At 43.2% G+C, this 23,301-nt stretch carries 19 protein-coding genes, 1 tRNA gene and 2 pseudogenes; 14 read left to right on the plus strand and 8 right to left on the minus strand.

Annotation, left to right across the window (positions count from 1 at the left end):
- The 14 genes and pseudogenes from RJ01_RS05380 to RJ01_RS05445 all read left to right on the plus strand — a co-directional run.
- On the plus strand, positions 1-428 hold a 428-nt coding region (locus RJ01_RS05380; protein ID WP_005235199.1), incomplete at its 5' end, for a hypothetical protein.
- 146 nt (positions 429-574) lie between these two features.
- Positions 575-1,996 (plus strand): cysteine--tRNA ligase, encoded by a 1,422-nt coding sequence (gene cysS / locus RJ01_RS05385; protein ID WP_034170293.1) that lies wholly within the window; start codon positions 575-577, stop codon positions 1,994-1,996.
- 65 nt (positions 1,997-2,061) lie between these two features.
- Positions 2,062-2,137, plus strand: a tRNA-Gly gene (locus RJ01_RS05390).
- 273 nt (positions 2,138-2,410) lie between these two features.
- A complete protein-coding gene (locus RJ01_RS05395) occupies positions 2,411-3,388 on the plus strand; it encodes a KpsF/GutQ family sugar-phosphate isomerase (protein WP_004786235.1) in 978 nt (325 codons plus the stop codon).
- 3 nt (positions 3,389-3,391) lie between these two features.
- The gene (locus RJ01_RS05400; RefSeq protein WP_034170294.1) at positions 3,392-3,931 is read left to right on the plus strand and encodes an HAD family hydrolase; all 540 of its coding nucleotides are present in this window, start codon (positions 3,392-3,394) and stop codon (positions 3,929-3,931) included.
- A gap of 33 nt (positions 3,932-3,964) precedes the next feature.
- Positions 3,965-4,513 (plus strand): LPS export ABC transporter periplasmic protein LptC, encoded by a 549-nt coding sequence (lptC, locus tag RJ01_RS05405; protein ID WP_034170295.1) that lies wholly within the window; start codon positions 3,965-3,967, stop codon positions 4,511-4,513.
- Positions 4,497-5,063: a lipopolysaccharide transport periplasmic protein LptA gene (lptA, locus tag RJ01_RS05410; protein WP_004786229.1), complete on the plus strand. Its 567-nt coding sequence runs from the start codon at positions 4,497-4,499 to the stop codon at positions 5,061-5,063. Before lptC ends, lptA begins: the two co-directional genes overlap by 17 nt.
- Positions 5,063-5,806: an LPS export ABC transporter ATP-binding protein gene (lptB, locus tag RJ01_RS05415; RefSeq protein WP_034170296.1), complete on the plus strand. Its 744-nt coding sequence runs from the start codon at positions 5,063-5,065 to the stop codon at positions 5,804-5,806. The genes lptA and lptB overlap by 1 nt, the downstream gene beginning before the upstream one ends.
- Positions 5,807-5,953: 147 nt before the next feature.
- Positions 5,954-7,494 (plus strand): annotated as a pseudogene (locus RJ01_RS05420) (TolC family outer membrane protein).
- On the plus strand, positions 7,491-9,629 hold the full coding sequence (locus tag RJ01_RS05425) for a type I secretion system permease/ATPase (protein WP_034170297.1): 2,139 nt from the start codon (positions 7,491-7,493) through the stop codon (positions 9,627-9,629). The pseudogene RJ01_RS05420 and the gene RJ01_RS05425 overlap by 4 nt, the downstream one beginning before the upstream one ends.
- 13 nt (positions 9,630-9,642) lie before the next feature.
- Positions 9,643-10,812 (plus strand): annotated as a pseudogene (locus tag RJ01_RS05430) (HlyD family efflux transporter periplasmic adaptor subunit).
- A gap of 114 nt (positions 10,813-10,926) precedes the next feature.
- Positions 10,927-11,526 carry a YigZ family protein gene (locus RJ01_RS05435; protein WP_034170371.1) on the plus strand — a complete coding sequence of 200 codons (600 nt, stop codon included), beginning with the start codon at positions 10,927-10,929 and terminating at the stop codon, positions 11,524-11,526.
- The gene (locus tag RJ01_RS05440; protein ID WP_004786220.1) at positions 11,519-12,136 is read left to right on the plus strand and encodes a DapH/DapD/GlmU-related protein; all 618 of its coding nucleotides are present in this window, start codon (positions 11,519-11,521) and stop codon (positions 12,134-12,136) included. The genes RJ01_RS05435 and RJ01_RS05440 overlap by 8 nt, the downstream gene beginning before the upstream one ends.
- A gap of 187 nt (positions 12,137-12,323) precedes the next feature.
- Positions 12,324-13,166 carry a universal stress protein gene (locus tag RJ01_RS05445; protein ID WP_004786218.1) on the plus strand — a complete coding sequence of 281 codons (843 nt, stop codon included), beginning with the start codon at positions 12,324-12,326 and terminating at the stop codon, positions 13,164-13,166.
- 170 nt (positions 13,167-13,336) lie between these two features.
- Here RJ01_RS05445 and RJ01_RS05450 read toward each other — a convergent pair whose 3' ends face one another.
- From RJ01_RS05450 to RJ01_RS05485, 8 genes are all read right to left on the minus strand, one after another.
- Positions 13,337-14,002, minus strand: a complete 666-nt coding sequence (locus RJ01_RS05450; protein ID WP_034170298.1) for an O-methyltransferase — start codon at positions 14,000-14,002, stop codon at positions 13,337-13,339.
- A gap of 132 nt (positions 14,003-14,134) precedes the next feature.
- Positions 14,135-14,848, minus strand: a complete 714-nt coding sequence (locus RJ01_RS05455) for a D-Ala-D-Ala carboxypeptidase family metallohydrolase (protein WP_004786214.1) — start codon at positions 14,846-14,848, stop codon at positions 14,135-14,137.
- Positions 14,849-14,988: 140 nt separating this feature from the next.
- Complete coding sequence (gene fdxA / locus RJ01_RS05460) at positions 14,989-15,312, minus strand: ferredoxin FdxA (protein ID WP_004786212.1); 324 nt, start codon at positions 15,310-15,312, stop codon at positions 14,989-14,991.
- Between the two features lie 204 nt (positions 15,313-15,516).
- A complete protein-coding gene (gene mutS, locus RJ01_RS05465) occupies positions 15,517-18,141 on the minus strand; it encodes a DNA mismatch repair protein MutS (protein ID WP_005235238.1) in 2,625 nt (874 codons plus the stop codon).
- Between the two features lie 291 nt (positions 18,142-18,432).
- Positions 18,433-20,439, minus strand: a complete 2,007-nt coding sequence (locus RJ01_RS05470; RefSeq protein ID WP_034170299.1) for a triacylglycerol lipase — start codon at positions 20,437-20,439, stop codon at positions 18,433-18,435.
- Positions 20,440-20,563: 124 nt separating this feature from the next.
- On the minus strand, positions 20,564-21,514 hold the full coding sequence (locus RJ01_RS05475) for an ABUW_2363 family tetratricopeptide repeat lipoprotein (protein ID WP_034170300.1): 951 nt from the start codon (positions 21,512-21,514) through the stop codon (positions 20,564-20,566).
- A gap of 122 nt (positions 21,515-21,636) precedes the next feature.
- On the minus strand, positions 21,637-22,446 hold the full coding sequence (gene cysE, locus RJ01_RS05480) for a serine O-acetyltransferase (protein WP_034170301.1): 810 nt from the start codon (positions 22,444-22,446) through the stop codon (positions 21,637-21,639).
- A complete protein-coding gene (locus RJ01_RS05485; protein WP_034170302.1) occupies positions 22,446-23,294 on the minus strand; it encodes an RNA methyltransferase in 849 nt (282 codons plus the stop codon). The genes cysE and RJ01_RS05485 overlap by 1 nt, the downstream gene beginning before the upstream one ends.
- Positions 23,295-23,301: the final 7 nt, after the last annotated feature.

A 23,301-nucleotide genomic window follows, 5' to 3' on the forward strand; every position in this document is an offset into this window, starting at 1 on the left:
TTATGAACAGTAAATGTCAACAGACCCTAATTGGTCTTGGGGCTATGCTTGTGTCAGGTTCAGTGTTCGCAACAATTGAACAGACTATTGTGAAACTATCTTTAGGGGAATTAAAAGGCCGTTATGCTTTGGATTGTTCAAAAGAGAAAGCTCATAATCTATCTTATGTTATTGGTGAAAAAAGCATTTTGCGCTTGATTTCTGCTAAACAAAAGCGTGCTTTATTAAAGTCAATTGAGCCTAAGTCTGAAAAATCTTTTGACGATTATCAATATATAACTACCGCCGAGTACCAGGGGGCTACGGTAGATTTCTACCAGAAAGATCATCAAAACTATGCGCGTGTTTTAAATACCAGTCTAAGTAATTCATTAGGTCCAAAAAACAAGCAGATGTTAATACAGTGCAAAACTGAAGCTAAATCCTGATATCTAAAAAGACCAGCAGTTGCTGGTTTTTTTAACAATATAGAAATAACCGCAGAAAAAGTCTTGAAAACTTTTCTTAAAACTTTATGAAAAATAATGCTTAGGTTAAGATGAGCCATCATTTGTAAAAGCATTCTAGAAGACCTATGCAACCATTTGTTCTATATAACTCAGAGCAACGTAAAAAAGTAGAATTTGTGCCTCGTAAAGAAGGTCAGATTGATCTGTATGTCTGTGGGATGACGGTCTATGACTACTGTCATATCGGACATGCACGCACAGTGGTTGCATTTGACTATATTATCCGTTTCCTGCGCAGTCAGGGCTGGAAAGTAAAATACGTACGCAATATCACTGACATTGACGACAAGATTATTAAACGTGCCAATGAAAATGGGGAAAGCATTTCATCACTGACCAGCCGTTTTATTGATGCCATGAATGAAGACTTCGCCAAATTAGGCTGTCTTGCACCGGATGAAGCACCAAAAGCCACTGATTACATCAATCAGATGCAAAACATGATTGGTACGCTGGTGGAAAAAGGGACTGCATATCCGGCAAATAATGGCGATGTTTACTTCGAGGTTGAAAAATTCGCCAAATACGGGCGTCTCTCAGGCCGTAAACTGGAAGATATGCAGGCAGGCGCTTCTGAACGTGTAGACGTCGAAGTTGAGAAAAAACACCCGTTTGACTTTGTACTTTGGAAACATGCCAAAGAAAATGAACCTTCTTGGGCTTCACCATGGGGCAATGGCCGTCCAGGCTGGCATATTGAATGTTCAGCCATGTCTACCTGCTGCCTCGGTAATCATTTTGATATTCATGGCGGTGGTGCTGACTTAAGCTTCCCGCATCATGAAAACGAGATTGCACAGTCTGAAGCAGCGACAGGTGAACAGTATGTGAACTACTGGATGCATGCCGGCTTCATCAATGTTGATGGCGAAAAAATGTCGAAGTCTTTGGGCAACTTCTTCACCATCCGTGATGTGATTGAAAAATTCCATCCGGAAGTGGTGCGTTACTTTATCGTATCTTCACACTATCGCAGCCCGGTGAACTATTCAGATGTAGCTTTAAAAGAAGCGAAAAATACGCTAATGCGTTTCTATCATTCTTTCAAAGCTTATCAGGCAGTATATGGCGAACAGCTGGTTGATACGTTAGATCAAGACTTTGTTGAGCGTTTTAATACGGCAATGCGAGATGACTTCAATACGCCAGAAGCCATTGCTGTATTGTTTGAACTGAATAAAGAGCTGAACCGTGCAGTAAAAGATCAGAATCAGGAACAGGCTACAGTTTATTATTCTACTCTGCGCCATCTCACCAATATTCTGGGTCTGGTACAGCACAATGTCGATGAATTCTTGAAGTCTGATATTGGTCAGGAAGCTTTAGGCTTGTCTGAAGAGCAGATTGAAGATCTCATCCAGCAACGTAAAGATGCCAAAAAAGAGAAAAACTTTGCTCGTGCCGATGAAATCCGCCAGTCTTTATTAGACCAAGGGGTGGTGCTGGAAGATACCCGTCAAGGAACTGTATGGCGTCGTGCTGATTAATTCGGCAGTTGAATCGATAGAGAGTTGACAGTTAGCAGAAACTCTCTATAATTCACTCCCATATTGCGGGAATAGCTCAGTTGGTAGAGCACAACCTTGCCAAGGTTGGGGTCGCGAGTTCGAGTCTCGTTTCCCGCTCCAAAATTCAAAAAACCCTGATCGGAAGATTGGGGTTTTTTATTGCCTACGCAAAATAAAAAGGACAATCAAAACTGATTTACCTAATGAAATTCTAAATAATGAAGAGCTTTCGGTCAGGGAAATTTTAGAACATTCTGTTTAAGTTTTATGAAAAGCTCTACATTTTGAAACCTGACATTTGCATAGATATGATAAAATTGCGAAAATTATTTTTTGCTAGACTGAGTCAACTCTGTATAGAGTTAAGGTAAACCTACTTTGAACCCACCAAATATGCCAAATCAAATAGACTTCCAGAAAGTTGCACTTGAAACCTTGCGTATCGAAGAACAAGCATTACAGATTTTAGCCACGCAGATCGATGAGCGTTTTAGTCAGGCATGTGAAATTATCCTGCAGTGCAAAGGTCGTCTGGTGATTACCGGGATGGGGAAATCCGGGCATATTGGCCGTAAGATGGCGGCAACTTTTGCCTCTACGGGTACGCCTTCATTCTTCATGCACCCGGGCGAGGCAGGGCATGGGGATCTCGGTATGCTGGTACCGGGTGATGTACTGATCGCCATTTCAAACTCAGGCAAAAGCGATGAAATCATGATGCTGATGCCTCTGATCAAGCGTCTGGAAATTCCTTTAATTACCATTAGTGGGGATGCCAAAGGCCCAATGCCACAAAATGCTGATGTGGCTTTAACTCTGGGTCATCTTCAGGAAGCCTGTCCACTTGGCCTGGCACCGACTTCGAGTACAACAGCAACTTTAGCGCTGGGTGATGCACTGGCTGTCGCTCTTTTAGATGCACGTGGTTTTACTGCTGACGATTTTGCCTTGTCACATCCAGCAGGTGCCTTGGGTAAACGCTTATTGCTGCATGTAAAACACTTAATGCACACTGGTTCGGAATTGCCAAAAGTGTCACCAGATACACCAATGAATCAAGTTTTATACGAGATTTCAAATAAACGCCTAGGTTTAACCACAATTGTGGATCAAAATGACCTTCTGCTGGGTATTTTCACTGATGGTGACTTACGCCGCCTGATCGACAAACAGCAAGGTTTTGATGTCAATTTACCGATTCAGGAAGTAATGACCAAAAATCCACTGACAATTTCTCAGGAAGCACGTGCTGTCGTTGCACTGGAAAAAATGAACGAACGTAAAATTAATCAATTTGTAGTGGTTGATGATGCCAATAAAGTCATTGGTGTAATTAGTATGCATGACCTGATTCAGGCTGGGGTAAATTAATAAATGGCATCTTATGTATTATTAGAGCAGGCACGTCATATTGAGGCACTGGTACTTGATGTAGATGGTATTTTAAGCGACGGTTTTGTCACCTTGACCAATACGGGTGATGAAATTAAATCTTTTGATATCCGTGATGGTCTAGGGATGAAGCTGGTACAGCAAGCCGGAATCAAAGTGATCATTATCACTGGACGTCAAAGCAATATCGTACAGAAACGTATGTCGGATTTGGGTGTAGATCTGGTTTATCAGGGCCGCGAAGATAAAGGAACTGCTTTACGTGAAGCTTGTACTCAGCTCAATATCGACCCTGAAGACTGTTTATACATGGGTGACGATTGGCCTGATCTGTCTGCCTTCGCGATTGCAGGTATGAAAGTGACTGTCCCAAACGGGCATGTTGAAGTACGTCGTCGTGCTGATCTGGTAACGCAGGCCTATGGTGGTCGTGGTGCGGTACGCGAGATTTGTGACATGTTACTGATGTCCAAAGGTAAGTACCAAGAGTTACTTGAAAAATATACTCGTGCGCCTTATTAATAAGTCATACATCCTGGATTAAGTACACCGCTTATGGACACTAGAGTTTTATATCTTACGGCTATTATCATTGCCGCAATAAGTGGTGGTTATTACTATTACAGCGGTAAGGGCAATAAGTTGCAGACTGATTCTGCACGTAGCATGACCTATTCTGCAAATAATATTAACTTAACCCAAACTGATGAAAAGGGCATGTTGTCTGTACGTGCCCAGGTCGACCAGCTTGAACAAAACCTGCAGCTAGAGACTTCGAGTCTCAAAAATCTGCAGGCAACGACCTATAAAGACGGTCAGGTTGATGCGACATTTTTTGCCAAACAGGGCAACGGTTATGATGACAATACAAAAGTTGTACTTTCTCAAGAAGTGCTGGCGACCAAGATCATGCAAAATGGAAAAATGCAGTTCCACACCGAGGAGCTGACGGCTTTTCCGAAAACACGTGAAATTGAAACCGATAAAACCGTCATTGTTGAATCTCCACAGGCTGAATTTATCAGTCAGGGCCTAAAAGCCAATCTTAATGATGGTCAATACGAATTCTTTAATATTCGAGGAAAGTATGAACCAAATTCCTAGAGCTAAAATGATGAACACTTTCCTTAAGCGCGCCGCGTTGTTAAGTCTGGTTGCATTGGGTTCAGCCACTGCGTTTGCATTGCCATCTGACCGTAACCAACCAATTACCTTATTAGCTGACCGTGCGACTTTTAATGAGCGTACCGGAGTCACGACATATTCGGGTAATGTCATCATTGAACAGGGCACCATGAAATTGCAGGCCAATTCGATTGTGGCGAATCTGAATAATAAAAAACAGATCAGCCTGATTACGGCAACAGGTAGCCCGGCTCAATTTCAGCAGAAAGTTGATCCTGCCAAAGGTTTGGCCAAAGGTCAGGCACAGAAAATTGTCTATAATGCGGAAACCGGGATTATTACCCTGTCTGGAAATGCCTACTTGCAGCAAGATGGCGCTAGTATCCGTGGTAATACGCTGAAATACAGCATGAATAAAGGCGATATTGAAGCAACAGGTACACCAAATAAAACCGGTTCAGCAGCAGGTCGTGTACAAATCGTGATTCCGCCTTCATCTTCGAAATCCTTTCCGGGAGCACGTGATTAATGGCACAGACGCATCAGGTTCAAACTTTAACCATTAAGCATCTGGCGAAAAATTATAGTAAACGCTGGGTAGTCAAGGACGTTTCCTTCAGTATGGAAAGTGGGCAGATTGTTGGGCTTTTAGGGCCTAATGGTGCAGGTAAAACTACCAGTTTCTATATGGTGGTGGGTCTGGTGCGTATGGACAAAGGTGAAATCCATCTGGATGATCTCGATTTGTCTGACTTGGCAATGCATGAACGTGCGCGTAAAGGTATTGGCTATTTACCGCAGGAAGCTTCTATTTTTAGAAAACTAACCATTTCTGAAAATATTATGGCGATTCTGGAAACCCGTAAGGATTTAAGCAAAGCTCAGCGTCAACAACGTTTAGCCGAATTACTGGCAGACTTTAAAATTACCCATATTAAAGATTCATTGGGTATGAGCGTGTCGGGTGGTGAACGTCGTCGTGCTGAAATTGCCCGTGCTTTGGCGGCCGACCCAAAATTCATGTTACTGGATGAACCTTTTGCCGGGGTTGACCCGATTTCCGTGGGTGATATTAAAGATATTATTACCACGCTGAAAGATCGTGGAATTGGTGTATTGATTACCGATCACAACGTTCGTGAAACTTTGGCCATCTGTGAACATGCCTATATTGTCAGCGAAGGTGCAGTGATTGCAGAAGGCACGGCACAAGAAATTTTGGCCAATGAAACGGTACGTAAAGTTTATCTGGGTGATGACTTTACTGTATAGAAAATTTTCATTATCAGAAAAAACCCGCACTAAGACTTTAGTCGTCAAATGTGGGTTTTTTTACTTAAATTAAGATGAAAAAGCTATCTTTTTGTATGATTTGATATATTTTTAGGCTAAAACACGAAACATTCATTATTCATTATTATGCAATTTAGGCTGCAGCACTTAAAAAATGTTCAGGGGATAATAGATAAAAATAAGGGAATATGGATCATTCTTCTTTTACCTTTATCTGTGCCATTCGTACATGCAGAAAATTCACAAAATTATTTTAATAATATTAAAAGTGGATTAGGAAAACTGATTGCACCAGAGCCAACGCGATCTGCGCAAACGATTGATATTAGCTCACTCAGTCAGTACTCACTGGATACCTCAAAGGTGGCTGAACTGCCGCAGATTAGTCGGCCGCAGCAGGCACAATCTTCAATTCGACCTATAAATGCTGGTATTCCTGCAAAAATGAGTCTGATTGAGGCGGTTCATACTGCAGTTCAGCGTCGTCCGGAAATTGCCCAGAGTATTTCGTCTTTATCTGCACAGGCCGCCAATATTGATGTGGCCAAAGCAGCCTATTATCCGCAGTTATCTGGCGGTGTAGGTACCGGAGATTTGACCTCAGGTGAACGCGGACTTCAGGTGGTTTCTCTGAATGCAACCCAGATGCTATATGACTTTGGTAAGATTAAAACCAATGTCAGTGTTGAATAGGCGAGACTGGCAGAAGACCAGGCAAGAGTATTAGTGAGTCTGGATCAGGTTGCACTGGAAGTAGCTGATGCCATCGTCAATATTAAACGCTATCAGGAAATTACCAAGATTGCCGAACAGCAGATTCAAGGCATTGCACGAATTGCAGAAATTGCCAATTTACGTGCTCGCGCCGGAATTAGCACACAGGCCGATCCGGTTCAGGCGCAGTCCAATCTGGAAGCTGCACAATCTAACCTGATCGTGCAACAGACCCAGTTAAGAAAATATCAGCAACGTTTGCGAACTTTATTGGGATTTGATGTCTCTGCAATTCAATGGGAAATTCCAGATCGTATCGTGACTCAAGCTGATCTTTATCAGGATCCCGAATTTACCCAGGTTCCAAGCATGATCTTGGCACATTCAGGAGTAGATGTAGCCCGATTGCAAAAAGATCAGGCACGTTTAAGCCGTTATCCGACCATTAATCTGAAAGGTAGCTTAAGTCAGGCAGTTAATGGTCGAAATCCGAATAATAATGAAGATGATGGCTTTTATAATTCTATTATGATTGAAGCCAGCAGTAATTTTTATCAGGGGGTGCTGTTCAGTCTCAGGCACGTGCTGCCAGTTATGCCGAAGAAGCTGCACGCGCACAGGTCAATACTGTCTATCTGGATGTGCTGGATCAGGTTCGCTTAATCCGGGAACAGATTGAAAATAAACAAAGACAAATGAATGTCCTGGCTCAGCGCCGTGAAACCACGGTACGAACCAAAGAACTATATCAAGAACAATATAAATTGGGCACACGGACTGTAGTGGATTTATTGAATGCAGAACAGGCGATTCACAGCGCAGCACAGGAAATTGAATCAGCGCGCTATGACATCTATTCGGCGATTGTGCAATACATTCAGGTAACAGGCCGTACACGGGATATTTACGCGCTTAACCGTATATCCATTCAGGGGTTTGAAGTTCAGCCATGAGTACTACACTAAATTATCAACCGTGGCTTCAGGCAGTTTTAAATATTGCCAAGCATTATCGGATCGAACCATCTGAGGAGCGGATTCGTCTTCAACTGGACTGGAACCAGCATCATGACATTGATGAAATGCTCAAGATTGTTAGCCGTCAGATGGAATTAAATGTCCGCAAAAATAAATTTGATAGCAGTCTGCTGAATCCCTGGCGTTTGCCCTTATTGGTTGAATTTGATAGCGGAGATGTTGGTGTTATTGAACGTATCGACACACAAGGTAATGTCAGTGTACAACTGAGTGGTGATGCCGGTTTATCGCAAAGTTTTACCATCGAGCAGTTAGAAACAGGTGCGAAGCATATTTATATCTTGCGACCAGAGTCTTCTGTACCGGATGCGCGTGTCGACGAATATATCAAGCCCTTTGAAAAAAACTGGTTCTGGTCAATTGTATTGAAAGACTGGAAACGCTACATCGATGTGATGTTTGCCTCTTTAATCGCCAATATTCTGGCTTTGGCAACGATTGTCTTCTCGATGAACGTTTATGACCGTGTGATTCCCTCACAATCGATTCCTACTTTATGGGTGCTGGCCGGTGGTGTACTGATTGCGGCCATTTTCGAGTTTGTATTACGAGTCTCCCGTATTTATCTTTTAGACATTATTGGTAAACGGGCTGACCTGAAAATATCTGACCGGGTATTTGGGCATTCCTTAAGAATTAAAAACAGTGAGCGTTCCAAATCGACCGGAACGTTTATTTCACAGATTCGTGAACTCGAAGGTGTGCGTGAACTAGTCACCTCCACTACCGTGACGGCAATTGCAGATTTACCATTCTTCCTCCTGTTCCTGGGAATCTTCTGGATTATTGGCGGCAACCTGTTCTGGGTCATGCTACTGGTAGTACCACTCATGATTCTTCCGGGAATTCTGGCGCAGAAAAAACTGGCCAAGTTGGCACAGTTAGGAATGCGTGAATCTGCAATCCGTAATGCCTTATTAGTGGAAGCCGTACAAGGGATTGAAGATATCAAGCTGTTAAGAGCTGAAACCCGCTTCCAGAACCAATGGAATCATATGAATGAAGTCTCTGCTGATGTCAGTATGCAACAACGTAAAATTGTTGGCTTAATGACAGCATGGACTCAAAAAATTCAGGGACTCACCTTTGCCATTGTGGTCTTGGTCGGTGCATTTGCGGTGATGGATGGTGAGATGACCACAGGTGCTTTAGTTGCCTGTTCGATTTTATCATCACGGATGCTGGCACCTATTTCACAAATTACCGGTGTCTTAGGCCGTTTACAGCAAGCCAAAGTTGTTAAAGGCGGTCTGGATGAGTTGATGAAAAAATCGGTAGATCAGCCGGACTATTCACATCTGATTCACCGTCCTGTATTGGATGGTCATTATGACTTGAGTGGCGTGGTGTTCAAATATGGCGATGATGATCCCAAACCGAGTCTGGTCATTCCAAAACTCGAAATCAAGCCCGGTGAAAAAATTGCAATTCTGGGCCGTAACGGTGCTGGTAAATCGACTCTTTTACAACTGTTGTCGGGTATGCAAACTCCAGCACAAGGCAAGGTCAAACTGGACGGTATTGATCTGACCCTGATAGATCCTTCAGATGTACGCCGTGATATGGGCTTACTTAATCAGAATTCACAACTCTTTTACGGCAGTATCTGTGAAAACCTGACTTTGGGTGCACCGCTCGCTACGGATCAGCAGATTCTGGAAGCTTTACAAATCACAGGTGCACTTAACTTTGTTCAGGAGAAAAAAGAAGGTCTGGATCATATCATTCTGGAAGGTGGAGTGGGCTTCTCGGGTGGGCAACGTCAAGCCTTATTACTTGCACAGCTCCTGATCCGCCAGCCTAAAATTTTGTTGTTAGATGAGCCAACCGCAGCGATTGATGATGTTTCAGAAAAACAGTTAATTGATCATCTGAAAGGGTATCTGTCCCATCGTACGCTGGTAGTAGCAACGCATCATCGCGCCGTACTGGAGTTAGTTGACCGTATTCTTGTGGTCAATGATGGCAAAATTGTCATGGATGGTCCACGAGATCAGATATTAAATCAATCACAGGTAGGAACTAAACGGGTCGTGGGAGCAAGCGCATGAGTGAACCACAAACATTACGCGTTCAAACAAAGTGAGCTTTCAGGAACCACCATTACCTAAATCCAGTTTGATTATCTGGATTGTGGGCATTGGTTTGTTAATACTGCTGACGTGAGCCTGGCTATTTAAACTGGAAGAGGTTTCGACCGGTACGGGGAAAGTCATTCCATCTTCTAAAGAACAGGTGATTCAGTCTCTAGAGGGTGGCATTCTAACCAAATTGAATGTTAAAGAAGGTGAGATTGTAGAACGGGGCCAAGTCTTGGCACAGCTTGATCCAACCCGATTTGAATCTAATGTCGGTGAATCAGAATCCTTGCTGATCGCTTCACGTGCGACTTCCGCCCGTTTACGTGCAGAAGTAAGTGGTACACCGTTGTCTTTTCCGGAAGAAGTGCTGAAATACCCGAAACTGGTCAAAGAAGAAACCGCACTGTATTAGTCACGTCGTGCCAATCTGGAAGAATCTCTTGCCGGCTTGCAACAGGCATTGGTACTGGTACAACAGGAACTTGAAATGACCGCGCCATTGGTGGCTAAAGGGGCAGCCAGTGAAGTTGAAGTTTTACGGTTGAAGCGAGAAGCCAATGACCTGCGTAACCAGATGAATGATATTCGTAACCAGTACTATGTTAAAGCACGGGAAGAACTTTCCAAAGCCAATACTGATGTGGAAACTCAGCAACAGGTGGTACGCGGCAAGTCAGATACCTTGAACCGGACCATTTTTAAATCCCCAGTTCGTGGCGTGGTCAAAGAAATTGATGTCATGACTTTGGGTGGAGTGGTACCACAAAATGGCAAGCTGATGACCATCGTGCCTCTGGACGAGAAATTACTTATTGAAGCCCGAATTTCACCACGTGATATTGCTTTTATCCGTCCTGATCAGGAAGCACTGGTGAAGATTACTGCCTATGATTACTCGATTTATGGCGGTCTAAAAGGTAAAGTGACCGTGATTTCGCCAGATACCTTGCGGGATGAAGTCAAACAGGATCAGTTCTACTATCGTGTGTATATCCGTACCGATAGTGACAAATTGAGAAATGCCGCCGGGCAGGAGTTTAATATCACACCAGGTATGGTGGCCTCTGTTGACATTCGTACCGGAGCAAAAACGGTAATGGACTATCTGATCAAGCCATTCAACAAGGCTAAAGAAGCATTGCGTGAACGTTAAATTTAAAAGTAATCAATAAAATTAAATTGAATCAAGCCTCTCGTATAGAGAGGCTTTTTCTTTGCCACCTCAAAACAGGTATACTGCACAGGTGAAATTTGAATGCCTGAAGTTATGCCATTTACCATTGCCAGCCTTGTCAGTTTTGAGGAAGACATCAAAAAAAGCCGATTTCAGGCCTTTGCCACACCTGTAGAAAATGAGCAGGATGTGAAGGATTTTCTGGAGGCCTATCGTGATCCGACCACCACTCATCAATGCTGGGCCTGGAAAATCGGTCATCATGTACGCTTTAATGATGATGGTGAGCCATCGGGTACCGCCGGCCGGCCGATCCTCGCGACTATTGAAGGCAATGAGCTAACCAATGTACTGGTACTAGTGAATCGATGGTATGGCGGTATTAAACTAGGCACCGGCGGTCTGGTCCGTGCCTATGGGGGCTGTGCTGGACAATGTTTGTTATTAGCTGAAAAAATTAAGCTGATTGAAAAGAAAAAGGTCGAATTTGCCTGCCAGTTTAATGAGTGGGCGATTTTTCAGTATGAGCTGAATCAGCAGCAGATTGATTATCAGGAAGAATATATGGCTGAAGGTGTACAGGTTCAAGCACAATTTCAGAAACATCAGATTGAACCTTTTGCTCTGAAGATTCAGGATGTTACTCGCGGACGTGAACAATTAAAAATCATAGAAGAAGCCACAGATGACTGAACCAGATCCATTACTGAAATATCGTGAGCAGCATAAACACCGCCTGAATTATATGCCTTGGCTATATTGGTCCTTAAAACCCAAGAATCGTGGTTGGGCTGAAGCTTGGCAGAAAGAATATCAGACCTATCTGATGGAGATGGAAACAGTCGAAATTGGCGAAAACTGTTTTATTTCGCCGTTGGCGCATATCTTTGCTGAGCCGGGTCGTAAAATTAGTATCGGAGATAATACCTTTATTGCGGCAGATTGTACGCTACATGGTCCTTTGGAGATAGGGAGCGAAGTCGCAATCAATCATCACTGTATTCTGGATGGTGGTCGGGTTGGGATTAAACTGCATGATCAGGTACGCATCGCAGCCTATTGTCATCTTTATGCCTTTGATCATGGGATGGAACTGGAGCAGCCGATTTATCAGCAGCCAGTCAGGTCCAAAGGGATTGAGATTGGTCGGGATGTCTGGCTAGGTGCCCATGTCGGCATTAAAGATGGGGTGAAAATTGCCGATCAGGCGATTATAGGGATGAATAGCATGGTCACGAAAGATATTGAAGCGCGTGCAATTGTCGCCGGAAATCCGGCAAAATTGATTCGATATCGGGATTAAAATAGTGAAAGAAGTTCTTGGAAAAAGGATTTATATCAGGTGCTTAATATTCGGTAAAGGTCTTATCACATCACATAAAAGTTAACATATTTCAATTCAAGCCTTACAGATTTCAGTGCACATTTACTAATGCTTGTGCTAAGTTAAAAATAACTAAGAAATTTTTATTATAAAAGAGAGGCTGAACATGAAACGTGTCATTGCCTGCATAGACTCCTCACCATGCACGAACGCACTTGCAGATGCGGCTGCATGGATTGCCAAACAGACCGGCCGTGAACTGGTTTTATTACAGGTTCTGGATTATTACCCGGCCAGTTATCATCTTGGGGAAATTAGCGGTGTGATTGGCTTTGAAAGCAATGCCATGTTGCTTAAAGAGCTGGCTGAGCTGGAGCAAAAGCAAAGTGAAATTGCGCTTAGTTATAGCAATAATCTGCTCCAGCATATTTCGGATCGTATCTTTAAAGATTATGGCATCCGCACCACCCATATTCAGGAAAAGGGTGATTTTCTGGAACAAAGTTTTCAGATTCTAAAACCTGATGATATTGCTGTAATCGGACTACTCGGTGAGCGTTCTGCCGAGAAAAACAAGCCAATCGGCACCAATGTAGAAAACTTTATCCGTGGTGCTAACTGTACAGTGATGACTGTAGGGGAACACTTCAGACCACCGACACGTTTTATCTTTGCTTATGAATATTCGCCGACTTGTGTGAAGATGATGAAACGCATTGCAGAAAGTGATTTATTAAGACAATTACAATGTCATCTGCTTTATATCGGGGATCATGTGGAAATCCTGAATGAGCCTCTGCAATATTTGACAGAAGCAGGACTAGAGGTCGTTCCAGAATACCGCTATGGAGAAGTGGCTGAAAATATCCTGTCTTATCAGCAGGAATATGGGATTCAGTTAATTGTCTTGGGGGCATTCAGTCACAGCAAGATCCACCAGTTCTTCTTGGGCAGTATTGCGACAACGATTTTCCGCAATTCTAAAGTTCCATTATTGGTAGCAAAGTAAAAAGAGGATAACAAAAGCGGCAGAGATGTATTTTTTGATAAATTGTTACAGCTTGAATTAAAAATAACCAGAGTTATCCTCATATATTGTGGATAACTCTGTGGTTACATTCTGTAAGATGATGTTATTTATCAGGAATACTTTATTGGCTGATTTTTGTTCTAGTCGTTTTATTTAACAATTGCGAGTGCAAAACCATCATGGCCTTTGCTACCGACGGTCTGTAAAGCAGTACAAGACAAGATACGTGGATGATTTTCCAGCGCTTTAAACATGTCACGAATGCCTTCAATACTTGGTTTTTTATTGTCCGGATTGATGATATCACCGGCACGAATCACATTGTCCAGGAAGATAATAGTACCGGAGTGAGAAAGGTTTAAGCTTAGCTCCAGATATTCAGGATAGCTTTGCTTATCAGCATCAATAAAAATAAAGTCAAAGGCTTCAGTATCTTCAGGCAGGGCACGAAGCACATCTGCAGCCCGGCCACATTTCAGCTCAATTTTCTGTTTTAACTGTGCACGATCAATATTTTCCTGTCCCATGGCAGCATGCGTGTCACGGCCTTCAATGGTCAGAATATAACCGTCTTCAGGTAGGGCACGAGCCAGCCACATGGTGCTATATGCAGCAAAGGTTCCCAGTTCCAGTACACGTTTGCACTTATTCATTTGGATCAGCATTTGCAGCAGCATTCCCTGATTTGGCGCAACAGCCAGATGATCTGGAAAACCATGTGCAGCAGTATTTTCAAGAGTCTGATTCAGGATAGGATCTTCAGGAATTAAATGTGAATCAATGTAGCGGTCAATATCTGTCCACATTTGTTGCATAGTACTCGCACCTTTGTTGTGATGCGTGCATTTTAAACTTTTCCGGGCACAGCGCAATTTATTGTTCTATATTCGCTGATTTTTTAGGCTATACAAAGCCAAAAGCTGGCTTTGTATAGAAAGTGAAATGACTTAGTAATTACACATTGATGAGCGACGACTTAAATCCGGGCCCCAAGTGCGATAACCTTGAGTATCAATATGGATTTGGCCAGAGGCATATAAACCGAGCCCCATATTCAGGCTTTGTCCATGCTGTAACCAAAACTGGCACAGTTTGAACTTGGTATTTTCAATCGCTGCATAATCCTGAGCCTGTGGGTACTCAGGTCCGATCCGAAAATCAATTGCCGAGTTAAACAGGTGACGTGAAGAATTGGCTCCACCGGCACACTGATTTAAAGGCAGGTCACGATAAACCGAAGTGACTTCAAAATCAGTCAGTACATTGGCAGCAACCAGATATTTGAAGACACGTAAAGTAGGCACCTGATTTGACCAGAGCTCACGGCTTGGAATCATATATTGCGATCGACCACATTTAGCCCAATCCCGTGCAGTACGCATCAGCTCAAAACTTGGAATAATATTTCCGACCCCTTGCTGGGCCAAAAAGTTTTCATATTCACGTACAAGAGACAGGTTATTTAATGCCGATACCCAGTGAGTATAGACATAAGGAACCGGTTTAGGCTGTGGTTTATGGTTGTACTGGACTCGTTCTTCTGGGATGTAAATCCTTTTATCTGGAGTTACCTTACCAGACTGTTTTGTGGTGGTAGCACATCCTACAAAGACAAGCGGGATTATACAAACACTCAATAACCCCTTTATTAAATGCTTCATTGATAGCAATTCAGATATTTTAAAATAGCGCTATTTTAGTCCACTTTTACGGAGAAAATCAGGATAAATTGCAATGAAATGTGTGGATGGGGTATAAAAAAAGACCAGTCTATGCTGGTCTTTTTTTAAGATTTGAAAAATTATTTTTCAAGATATTGTAATTTATCAGTTTTACCATTCCACTCTTCACGGTCAGCAGGTTGCTCACCAATTTGAGTGATGTTCGGCCATTTTTGAGACAGTTCAGCATTTAGCTCGATAAAAACTTCTTGGCCTTCCGGTAACTCATCTTCAGAGAAAATTGCATTCGCAGGACATTCAGGCTCACATAACGCGCAGTCGATACACTCGTCCGGGTTAATCACAAGGAAGTTAGGACCTTCATAGAAACAGTCTACAGGGCAAACTTCAACACAGTCTTGATATTTACATTTAATACAATTTTCAGTGACAACGAAGGTCATGGCGACAGCTACCTAAAAAATATGGTTCTAATGACGAATACCGTATTTTAGGCAAAAATAGAGGGAACAAACAATTCCTTTTATTGATATTTGTTATATATAGGGCTGTTAAATTTGAAAAAACTGCGATGATTTGAGGAAAGGCTCAGGGAATGAGAATCATCATCAGCTAAGCCCTATGCAGGATAGGGCTTAGGAGTGATTTTAACTTGGCTGTTTCATGAGATCTTTAAGAGCATAAAGTTGCTGTAATGCTTCACGTGGACTCAAATTGTCGACATCAAGGTCTTCTAATAATTCAAGCGCTGCTGAAGGCTTTTCAATCTCGATGACTTTTTCAATGATTTCAGGCATCGCGAACAGATCATGCTGTGGACTTTGCGGTTTGGCCTGATGCTGCTTTTCCAGAATCTTCAAACGATGTTGAGCTTCTTTAATTACAGCCGCAGGAATACCTGCCAGTTTAGCCACCTGTAAACCATGACTCTGACTAGCTGGACCATGTTGGACTTTATGCAGCAGAATCAGGTTGCCATTTAGTTCTTTGGCTGTGACATGGTAGTTATCAATGCCTGATTCTTTATCCAGTTCGGTCAGCTCAAAATAATGTGTTGCGAACAGACATAGACATTGAATCCGTTTAGTCAGATCCAGCACACAAGCCCAAGCGAGTGATAGTCCGTCATAGGTACTGGTTCCACGACCCACTTCATCCATCAGAACCAGAGATTGACTGGTAGCATGATGCAGAATTTGCGAAGTTTCCGTCATTTCCACCATAAAGGTTGATTTGCCAGTCGACAAATCATCTGCAGAGCCAATCCGGGTAAAGATTCGGTCAATTGGACCCAGTGTTGTCGATTGCGCTGGCACATAACTACCGCAATAAGCCAGCAGGGCAATTAGGGCAGTCTGGCGCATAAAGGTGGATTTACCACCCATATTTGGACCGGTAATAATGGCCATACGGTGCTGATAATCCAGCTGGGTATCATTCGGAGTAAATGCAGTCTTGCTTAAAGCTTCCACCACTGGATGACGGCCGGCAACGATTTTCACACCAATTTCAGGGCTGAATTTTGGTCGTGCCCAATTGCGTAAACGTGCTTGATGTGCAAAGTTTGCCAACAGATCGATCTGGGCAATCGCACTGCTCATCATCTGTAGATTACCAATATCCTGACGCAGTTCATCCAGCAATATTTCGAACAGCATTTTTTCACGAGCAAGCGCACGGGATTCGCTAGACAGCACTTTATCTTCAAAAGCTTTTAGTTCAGGCGTGATATAACGCTCGGCATTTTTCAGTGTCTGACGACGGATATAATGTTCAGGTGCCTGTTCAGCTTGTGCACGTGTAAGTTCGATATAATAACCACTGATACGGTTATAGCCGATTTTCAGGGTAGGAATGCCGCTTTGCTCCCGTTCCTTAATTTCCAGATCAATCAGGAACTGTCCAGCATGATCACGGATTTTACGCAGCTCATCCAGCTCGGTATCGAAACCTTCTGCAATGACATTGCCATCACGTAGCAGTACCGGTGGATTTTCAACGATAGCGGACATCAGGCGCTGATGCAGACCATGAAAATCGCCCAGTTCTTGATTCAGCTGCTGTAATAATTTCGAATTCTGCTGACTTAACAGTGGTTGTAATGCATGGCGTAAAAATGGAATCTGTGCACAGGCCTGACGTAATTGAACCAGATCGCGTGGACGCGCACTGCCTAAAGCGATACGGCTGAGTACACGTTCAATATCACTGATTTCTTTTAAGACCAGACGGACTGGCGATTCATGGAAACCTTCAAGCAATACCTGTGTGGCATCCAGTCGCTCATCCAGAATCGCAGTATCACGAAGCGGTTGCATCAGGGTGCGGCTAAGCAGACGGCCACCCATAGCGGTCTGACAGTCATTGATCAGCTGGAACAATGAAGTGCCATGCTCAAATAAAGGCTCAATTAGCTCAAGATTACGACGGGTGACTGGATCCAGTGCAATAAAGTCTGAACTTTGTTCCAGTTGAATGGTTCGGATATGCGGTAAAGCTGTTTTTTGAGTTTCTTTGGCATAGTGAATTAATGCAGCCGCAGCAGCTTTGGCCAAAGGCAGATGATCAATTCCGAAACCTGAAAGTGTGCTCACTGCAAACTGGTCGCATAATGTCTTCTGAGCATTGTTCTGGTTGAAGTCAACATTCGGGCGTTTGCTGATCGGAACATCTAGCTGTTGTTTTAAGTGTTCTACCAGTGCCTGATCTTGCAGATTTTCATCAATCACAATTTCGCTAGGCATCAGGCGTGCCAACTCAATGGCTAACTGACTTAAGTCATAATCGATTTGCTGGACTTTAAATAAACCGGCACTCAGGTCAAGAAGTGCAATTCCGATTTGTTGCTGGTGAACACACAGAGCAACCAGGTTGGAGGTTTGATGAGCACCTAATAAGGCATCATCGGTTAAGGTTCCAGGAGTAATGATTCGGACGACACCACGTTCAACTGGGCCTTTACCAGTCACTTCACCGATCTGCTCGCAGATCACCACCGTTTCGCCTTTTTTCACCAGACGAGCCAGATAGCCTTCAGCAGCATGGAAAGGTACACCGGCCATCGGAATTGGCTGGCCATTGGCTTTACCGCGATGGGTCAGGGTAATGCCTAAAATTTTGGCGGCCTTATGGGCATCTTCAAAGAACAGTTCATAGAAATCACCCATCCGATAAAACATCAATGAGTGTGGATGCTGCATTTTGACCGACATGTATTGCTGCATCATGGGCGTTAAGCTAGAGAGATCAGCCACAAGTTCTGAACTGGTCATTAAGAAAAAATCCTTTAAATATATAAAGCAAAACCTGAATCTTTTTCCGAAACACTATCCTCGGAAAACCTGGAAAATAGCCTAAGCTAAAAATCCTGTAAAGACCGGTTTGAATGTCAAAAGTAATTGCCTCAAGTCTAACAAATTTAATTTTTAGAAAGAAATATAAATCCTCAGGAATCTGTATTTAGACGGACTTAGTCGATATAAAGCATAAAAGGGTATTGATACATGGGGTGCCCATAAAAAAAGCCACCGATTGGCAGCTTTTTTTATGTCTTTCATCAAAATTTAATCAGGGTCATACAATCCTAAGTCGACCAGATGTAATCTGAGAAGGCGGCGGAGTTCCAGTACAGCCTCAGGCGTTTCCTGAACGGAATGTCCACCTTTGATAATTTTATTGGAAGCCGCACCTTCAAGATATGCACTCTGATAAGCAACGACATCATCAGTCATGATATTTTCATCATCACTATCTGTATTATTGCCAATAATCGAGTGAAATTTGAATCCCGGTGCAGGATTAATATCTTTAGTCAATGCCGTGAATTTTGATTTTTTACTAAGGTCACTCGGCCCATTTTGAATCAGGTCACGACCGACTTCATGTAGAAAATCACTTAAGCCAATTTCACCTTGGACTGTGTCGGCAAATGCGCCCAAAAAGGCACTCGGAACACGAATAATTTTACGTGCCAATTTGGTATGCCAGCGATCTGCATAATCGGTCCCTTTATGCGGTGCTGCCAGGAAAATAGCACGACTGAAATTCGGAACCGGCTGCATTTTCAAGCGCGCTTTAAAGAGCGGATTGTCCCGGAACTTGGTCAGCTTCGAATTTTTTACAATATTAAAAGCGGGCTCGGTAATATCTGCATCACTTACCAATAGACGGGCAATGACACCGCCCATACTGTGTCCAACCAGTACAGCTTCTTTTTTGGCTGGTGCATTATTACTAATACGCGCGAAACCTTGTTGAAGCAGCGCATTAATCTGGAAACGGCTTTCCAGAATAGGCATGTTGGTTGAGTAGAAGACCTGCCACACCTGGAAATTTTCTCTTAAGACCGGATCACCCATAATATCATTCGTTAAACGAATCCAGGCTTCCGGGCTGCTGGCCAAACCATGAATCAGCACTAAAACCTTTTTATTTGGATTATAAGGTTCCAGCATAAATAGATGAGGCATGACCAGATTATCGTCACGATTGATCAGTGTCAGATAGGCTGCACGTCCCAGGTTATTTTCTGCCAGCCATAAGCCATAAGGCGCTGAAAAATTTGCAGCTAAAGTATATTCCTTATTGGCAACTTTAATCTTGTCATATTTATACGGGTCATAAAGTTTTAAATGGAAGTTGCTGTTATTTAGGATCTGTTCTACAGAGTTCGCTGATTCTGGAATGGCAGTAATTGTGGTTGCCAGATAACGTGCTGAATGAATAAAAGGATTTACGCCATTTTGATATTGGTAATTTAGTGGATCAACCAGATATTTTTTATCTTTTTTGGAAATTTTTTCTTCCGGCAAAACCACCAGAAACTCAGAGCCGAAACCGTCACGACGGGTAATCGAGCGCAGACCAGAGAAGTTCATGTTATAGGTCGACATTAACTGTTCAATCGACTGATTCTTGAGCTGGGGGAAATCGTCCAGATTAATGCTATAGACACTGTTGCCAACCTGTAGACGTTGTCCGGTTTCTTTGGTTTTATAACGTTCCGCGTAGATCTGGATTAAATGAGCAATCGCCAGGTTATAAAAGTCACGAATCTGAACTTGTCGGTTGTCGAAAATCCGGTCTTGGGGCGCACGTTCAGTCTGGAACAGATAGGCATAACTGTAGCGGATACTTTTATCCAGCATTTGTAACTGCTGTTCCTGACATTTTTGCAGGTTCTGGGTTTGCAGTTGCTGTTTTTCTTCAGATCGGGTTTTAGCCAGAGCACTGGTTTTACATTCAGCCGATTTACCCAGCTGTAGTGATTTAGCTAGATATAATTCACTCGATGTGGAAAGTAATTGCTCATCCAGAATCTGTGGAATTTCTTGTAGCTCTTTCACACATTCTTCTGGATTATCTTCACAGACTTGTGCTTCACGTCCGGTCATGGACAGGACATTCAGACTGGCTTCACTCAACTTATCGCGTGTAAGAATGCTATCGCGTTCATTATTGATGGTGACATTAATAGCCTGCTCTTTAACACTCACCACCTGACAGCCACTGAGTAAGGCTGTCATGAGTACAGTGCAAAGTAATGCTATCTTATTTATTTTCTCGTGCATAAAGACTTTGAACACTCATTTAAAATTATAAAGCTTGATAATGCTTTGTATTTTACTAATTTTTTCCCATAAAAATAGACCGCCGGAGCGGTCTATTTGTAATATTATGAATCTGAAATATAGCTTATCGTGCTGGTGTAGGCGCCGGGGTTGTTGGTGCAGGAGCGGCTGTTTGCATGACTTGCCATACGTTCCAGCGACCCTGTTTTTCAATTTCCTGAATCAGACGATCAGCGACTTCAGCTTCTTGCGGGTATTTAATTTTGTAATTATTCAGAACCTGAACAGCATTCTTTTTATTCTCCATGGCAATGTAGTTATTTGCCGCAGATAAATAAGCTTCCTGAACACCCGCCTGCATTGCCTTGTCCAAATACTGAATCGCTTCACGATGACCGCCACCTTCAGACAGACCAAAGCCAAACCAGAAGTTTGCTTCAGCATCATCCTGGTTGATACGAAGAATGCGCTGTGCATAGGTCATTGACTTGGTGGTATAGATAGAACCTAAATCAAGATTACGTGCCATCACGCTGGCCTTAAATGCACGCATTAATACATCAAATGAAGCATTTGGACGTGAAGCTAGAGTATCTAGCTGTTGAGAAACTTCGCGAAGCTTTGCTTCAAAACCACGGCGTTCCTGACGGTCGCTAAAACGAGGTGGATAATGACGCGCTTTACCTTCTACCATCTGCAAGAAATCATCGATTTCGGTAATGTCGATTTCATTTTCATTGGCAAGTGCTGCATAACGCATACTGCGTGTATTGCTATCCACCATCGGGATAATCAGCTTGTTTACATCTAGGGTTAACTGTTTAGACGGATCTTTAGGATCAGTCACCACCATTTTTGTCACTGGCTGCGCAGCGGCCTTTTGCAAATGAACTTCAAATGGAGGTGGTTCGTTATAGTTAAACGGGTTTAAAGCATAAAATGGCGGAGTAATTTCAGGTTCAACAAAAACGACCTGATCAGCTGGTTTCTGTTTTTGTTTGCTTGAGGTCGGTGCCATAGAGCACGCCGTCATGGTAAAAGCTAAGCAAGCAATTGCTAAGGGCTTCAAGGTCATAATATCCGTCCATTCATGTTATTTTTTAAAACATCTATTCAAAAAATGCATGATCGTCAGTCTATGAAAAGTGCTGCGATCATGCAAGCAAATGCGTGTTACAAAAGAATTATGATTTATAGTCAGGCCTTGGACTGACTGGTTTGTGCTTCGCACTCACGGCGCGCATCTTCCAGAATTTTAAGTTCTTCTTTGCTAAATGGCTGTTCATTTAACTGGTTTTTCTTGAAAGTCGGGTCAAGCAAAGACAGGCGGTTGCACAGTGTATTCATGCGTTTTTCATTTTGTTGAATACGGTCAAGTAAAACCCGCATACCTTCAATAATCGGGTCTGTCTGATCCTGTGTAGTTGCATAAGGCTGGAAGCCAATACTTTCGGCATAATCACGACGACGTGCTTCAGCATCATCTTTTGGCTGATCTTTGGTGATAAAGCGCGCTGGGTTGCCAACCGCTGTGGTATTCGGCGGAACTGCTTTGGTAACCACAGCATTGGAACCGACCTTGGCATTTTTACCTACCGTGAATGGACCCAGGATTTTGGCACCTGCACCAACAACAACGCCATCTTCCAGAGTCGGGTGACGTTTGCCTTTATTCCAGGTTGTACCACCCAAAGTCACACCATGATACAGGGTGACATCATCGCCAATTTCCGCAGTTTCACCAATCACAACGCCCATGCCGTGATCAATGAAAAAACGTCTACCAATCTTGGCGCCCGGATGAATTTCGATACCTGTTGCAAAACGGCTAAAAGAGGACAAAACACGCGCTGTACCTTTACAGTCTTTTTTCCATAGCTCATGTGCCATGCGATGCATAATCAGTGCATGGATGCCAGGGTAGGTGGTTAAGACTTCTAAGGTATTGCGTGCTGCAGGATCGCGCGCAAAGACAGCTTGGATATCTTCTTTGAGCTGTTTTAGCATTAGTTTTGATCCTCATCCTGTTGTGATGTATGGGAAGGTTTTTTCCAGGTGCCGTTATTCAGTGCCTGAACACGAGTGAAAATACCACGAAGTAAGTGATATTCCATACGATCTAATTGTATACGTCCGAAAAGGCGACGCAAGCGTAAAGGAAGTAATCGTGGGTTTTTTGGGTCCATAAATTCAATTTCTGCCAGCATTTTTTCCAGATGCGGGTAGAACTGTTCCATCTGTTCATGGGTCACCAGCGGTTCATCCCACTCCATTTCAATGCCATCAATGACTTGCATGGTGGCTTTTGGATCACGAGGATGTTCTACCTGATCCAGTGCTGCCATACGCAGTTCATAGCAGATCACCTGAATGGCTTGAGCGACATTCAATACGCCGTAATCCGTATTCACAGGAATGGTTAAGTGATAATTCGCCATCGCCAGTTCTTCATTGGTCAGACCGCGGTCTTCACGACCGAACAGAATCGCAATTTCCTGTTTATCTTCAACTACAGCTGAAAGTGCTTTTTCTGCGGCTGGACGTACATCAAGTAAAGGCCATGGAATAGTACGGCTGCGCGCACTGGTACCAAAGACGATCTGGCAATCTTTAATCGCATCTTCCAGTGTTTCTACGATTTCAATCTGTTCGATCAGATCGGTTGCACCTGCAGCAAGCGCATCAATATCTGGGTGCGGATAAGTTTTAGGCGCAACCAGAACCAGTTTGCACAGGCCCATGGTTTTCATGGCACGTAAGGCACTACCAATATTGGCAGGCAGGGTGGTATTAACCATGACAATACGCACATGGGAGAGATGTGCTGAAACAGCAGCATTGTCAATTTGACTCATGATGATT

This window comes from Acinetobacter sp. YZS-X1-1, assembly GCF_000804305.1.
Lineage (GTDB): Bacteria > Pseudomonadota > Gammaproteobacteria > Pseudomonadales > Moraxellaceae > Acinetobacter > Acinetobacter variabilis.

Coding starts and splice junctions, on each gene's coding strand:
- mutS (WP_005235238.1), bottom strand. CDS start 18,141: ATGACCAGTTCAGAACTTGTGGCTGATCTCTCTAGCTTAACGCCCATG.
- lptA (WP_004786229.1), top strand. CDS start 4,497: ATGAACCAAATTCCTAGAGCTAAAATGATGAACACTTTCCTTAAGCGC.
- fdxA (WP_004786212.1), bottom strand. CDS start 15,312: ATGACCTTCGTTGTCACTGAAAATTGTATTAAATGTAAATATCAAGAC.
- RJ01_RS05455 (WP_004786214.1), bottom strand. CDS start 14,848: ATGAAGCATTTAATAAAGGGGTTATTGAGTGTTTGTATAATCCCGCTT.
- RJ01_RS05425 (WP_034170297.1), top strand. CDS start 7,491: ATGAGTACTACACTAAATTATCAACCGTGGCTTCAGGCAGTTTTAAAT.
- lptB (WP_034170296.1), top strand. CDS start 5,063: ATGGCACAGACGCATCAGGTTCAAACTTTAACCATTAAGCATCTGGCG.
- RJ01_RS05485 (WP_034170302.1), bottom strand. CDS start 23,294: ATGAGTCAAATTGACAATGCTGCTGTTTCAGCACATCTCTCCCATGTG.
- lptC (WP_034170295.1), top strand. CDS start 3,965: ATGGACACTAGAGTTTTATATCTTACGGCTATTATCATTGCCGCAATA.
- RJ01_RS05395 (WP_004786235.1), top strand. CDS start 2,411: ATGCCAAATCAAATAGACTTCCAGAAAGTTGCACTTGAAACCTTGCGT.
- RJ01_RS05400 (WP_034170294.1), top strand. CDS start 3,392: ATGGCATCTTATGTATTATTAGAGCAGGCACGTCATATTGAGGCACTG.
- RJ01_RS05450 (WP_034170298.1), bottom strand. CDS start 14,002: ATGCAACAAATGTGGACAGATATTGACCGCTACATTGATTCACATTTA.
- RJ01_RS05470 (WP_034170299.1), bottom strand. CDS start 20,439: ATGCACGAGAAAATAAATAAGATAGCATTACTTTGCACTGTACTCATG.
- RJ01_RS05435 (WP_034170371.1), top strand. CDS start 10,927: ATGCCATTTACCATTGCCAGCCTTGTCAGTTTTGAGGAAGACATCAAA.
- RJ01_RS05440 (WP_004786220.1), top strand. CDS start 11,519: ATGACTGAACCAGATCCATTACTGAAATATCGTGAGCAGCATAAACAC.
- cysS (WP_034170293.1), top strand. CDS start 575: ATGCAACCATTTGTTCTATATAACTCAGAGCAACGTAAAAAAGTAGAA.
- RJ01_RS05475 (WP_034170300.1), bottom strand. CDS start 21,514: ATGACCTTGAAGCCCTTAGCAATTGCTTGCTTAGCTTTTACCATGACG.
- cysE (WP_034170301.1), bottom strand. CDS start 22,446: ATGCTAAAACAGCTCAAAGAAGATATCCAAGCTGTCTTTGCGCGCGAT.
- RJ01_RS05445 (WP_004786218.1), top strand. CDS start 12,324: ATGAAACGTGTCATTGCCTGCATAGACTCCTCACCATGCACGAACGCA.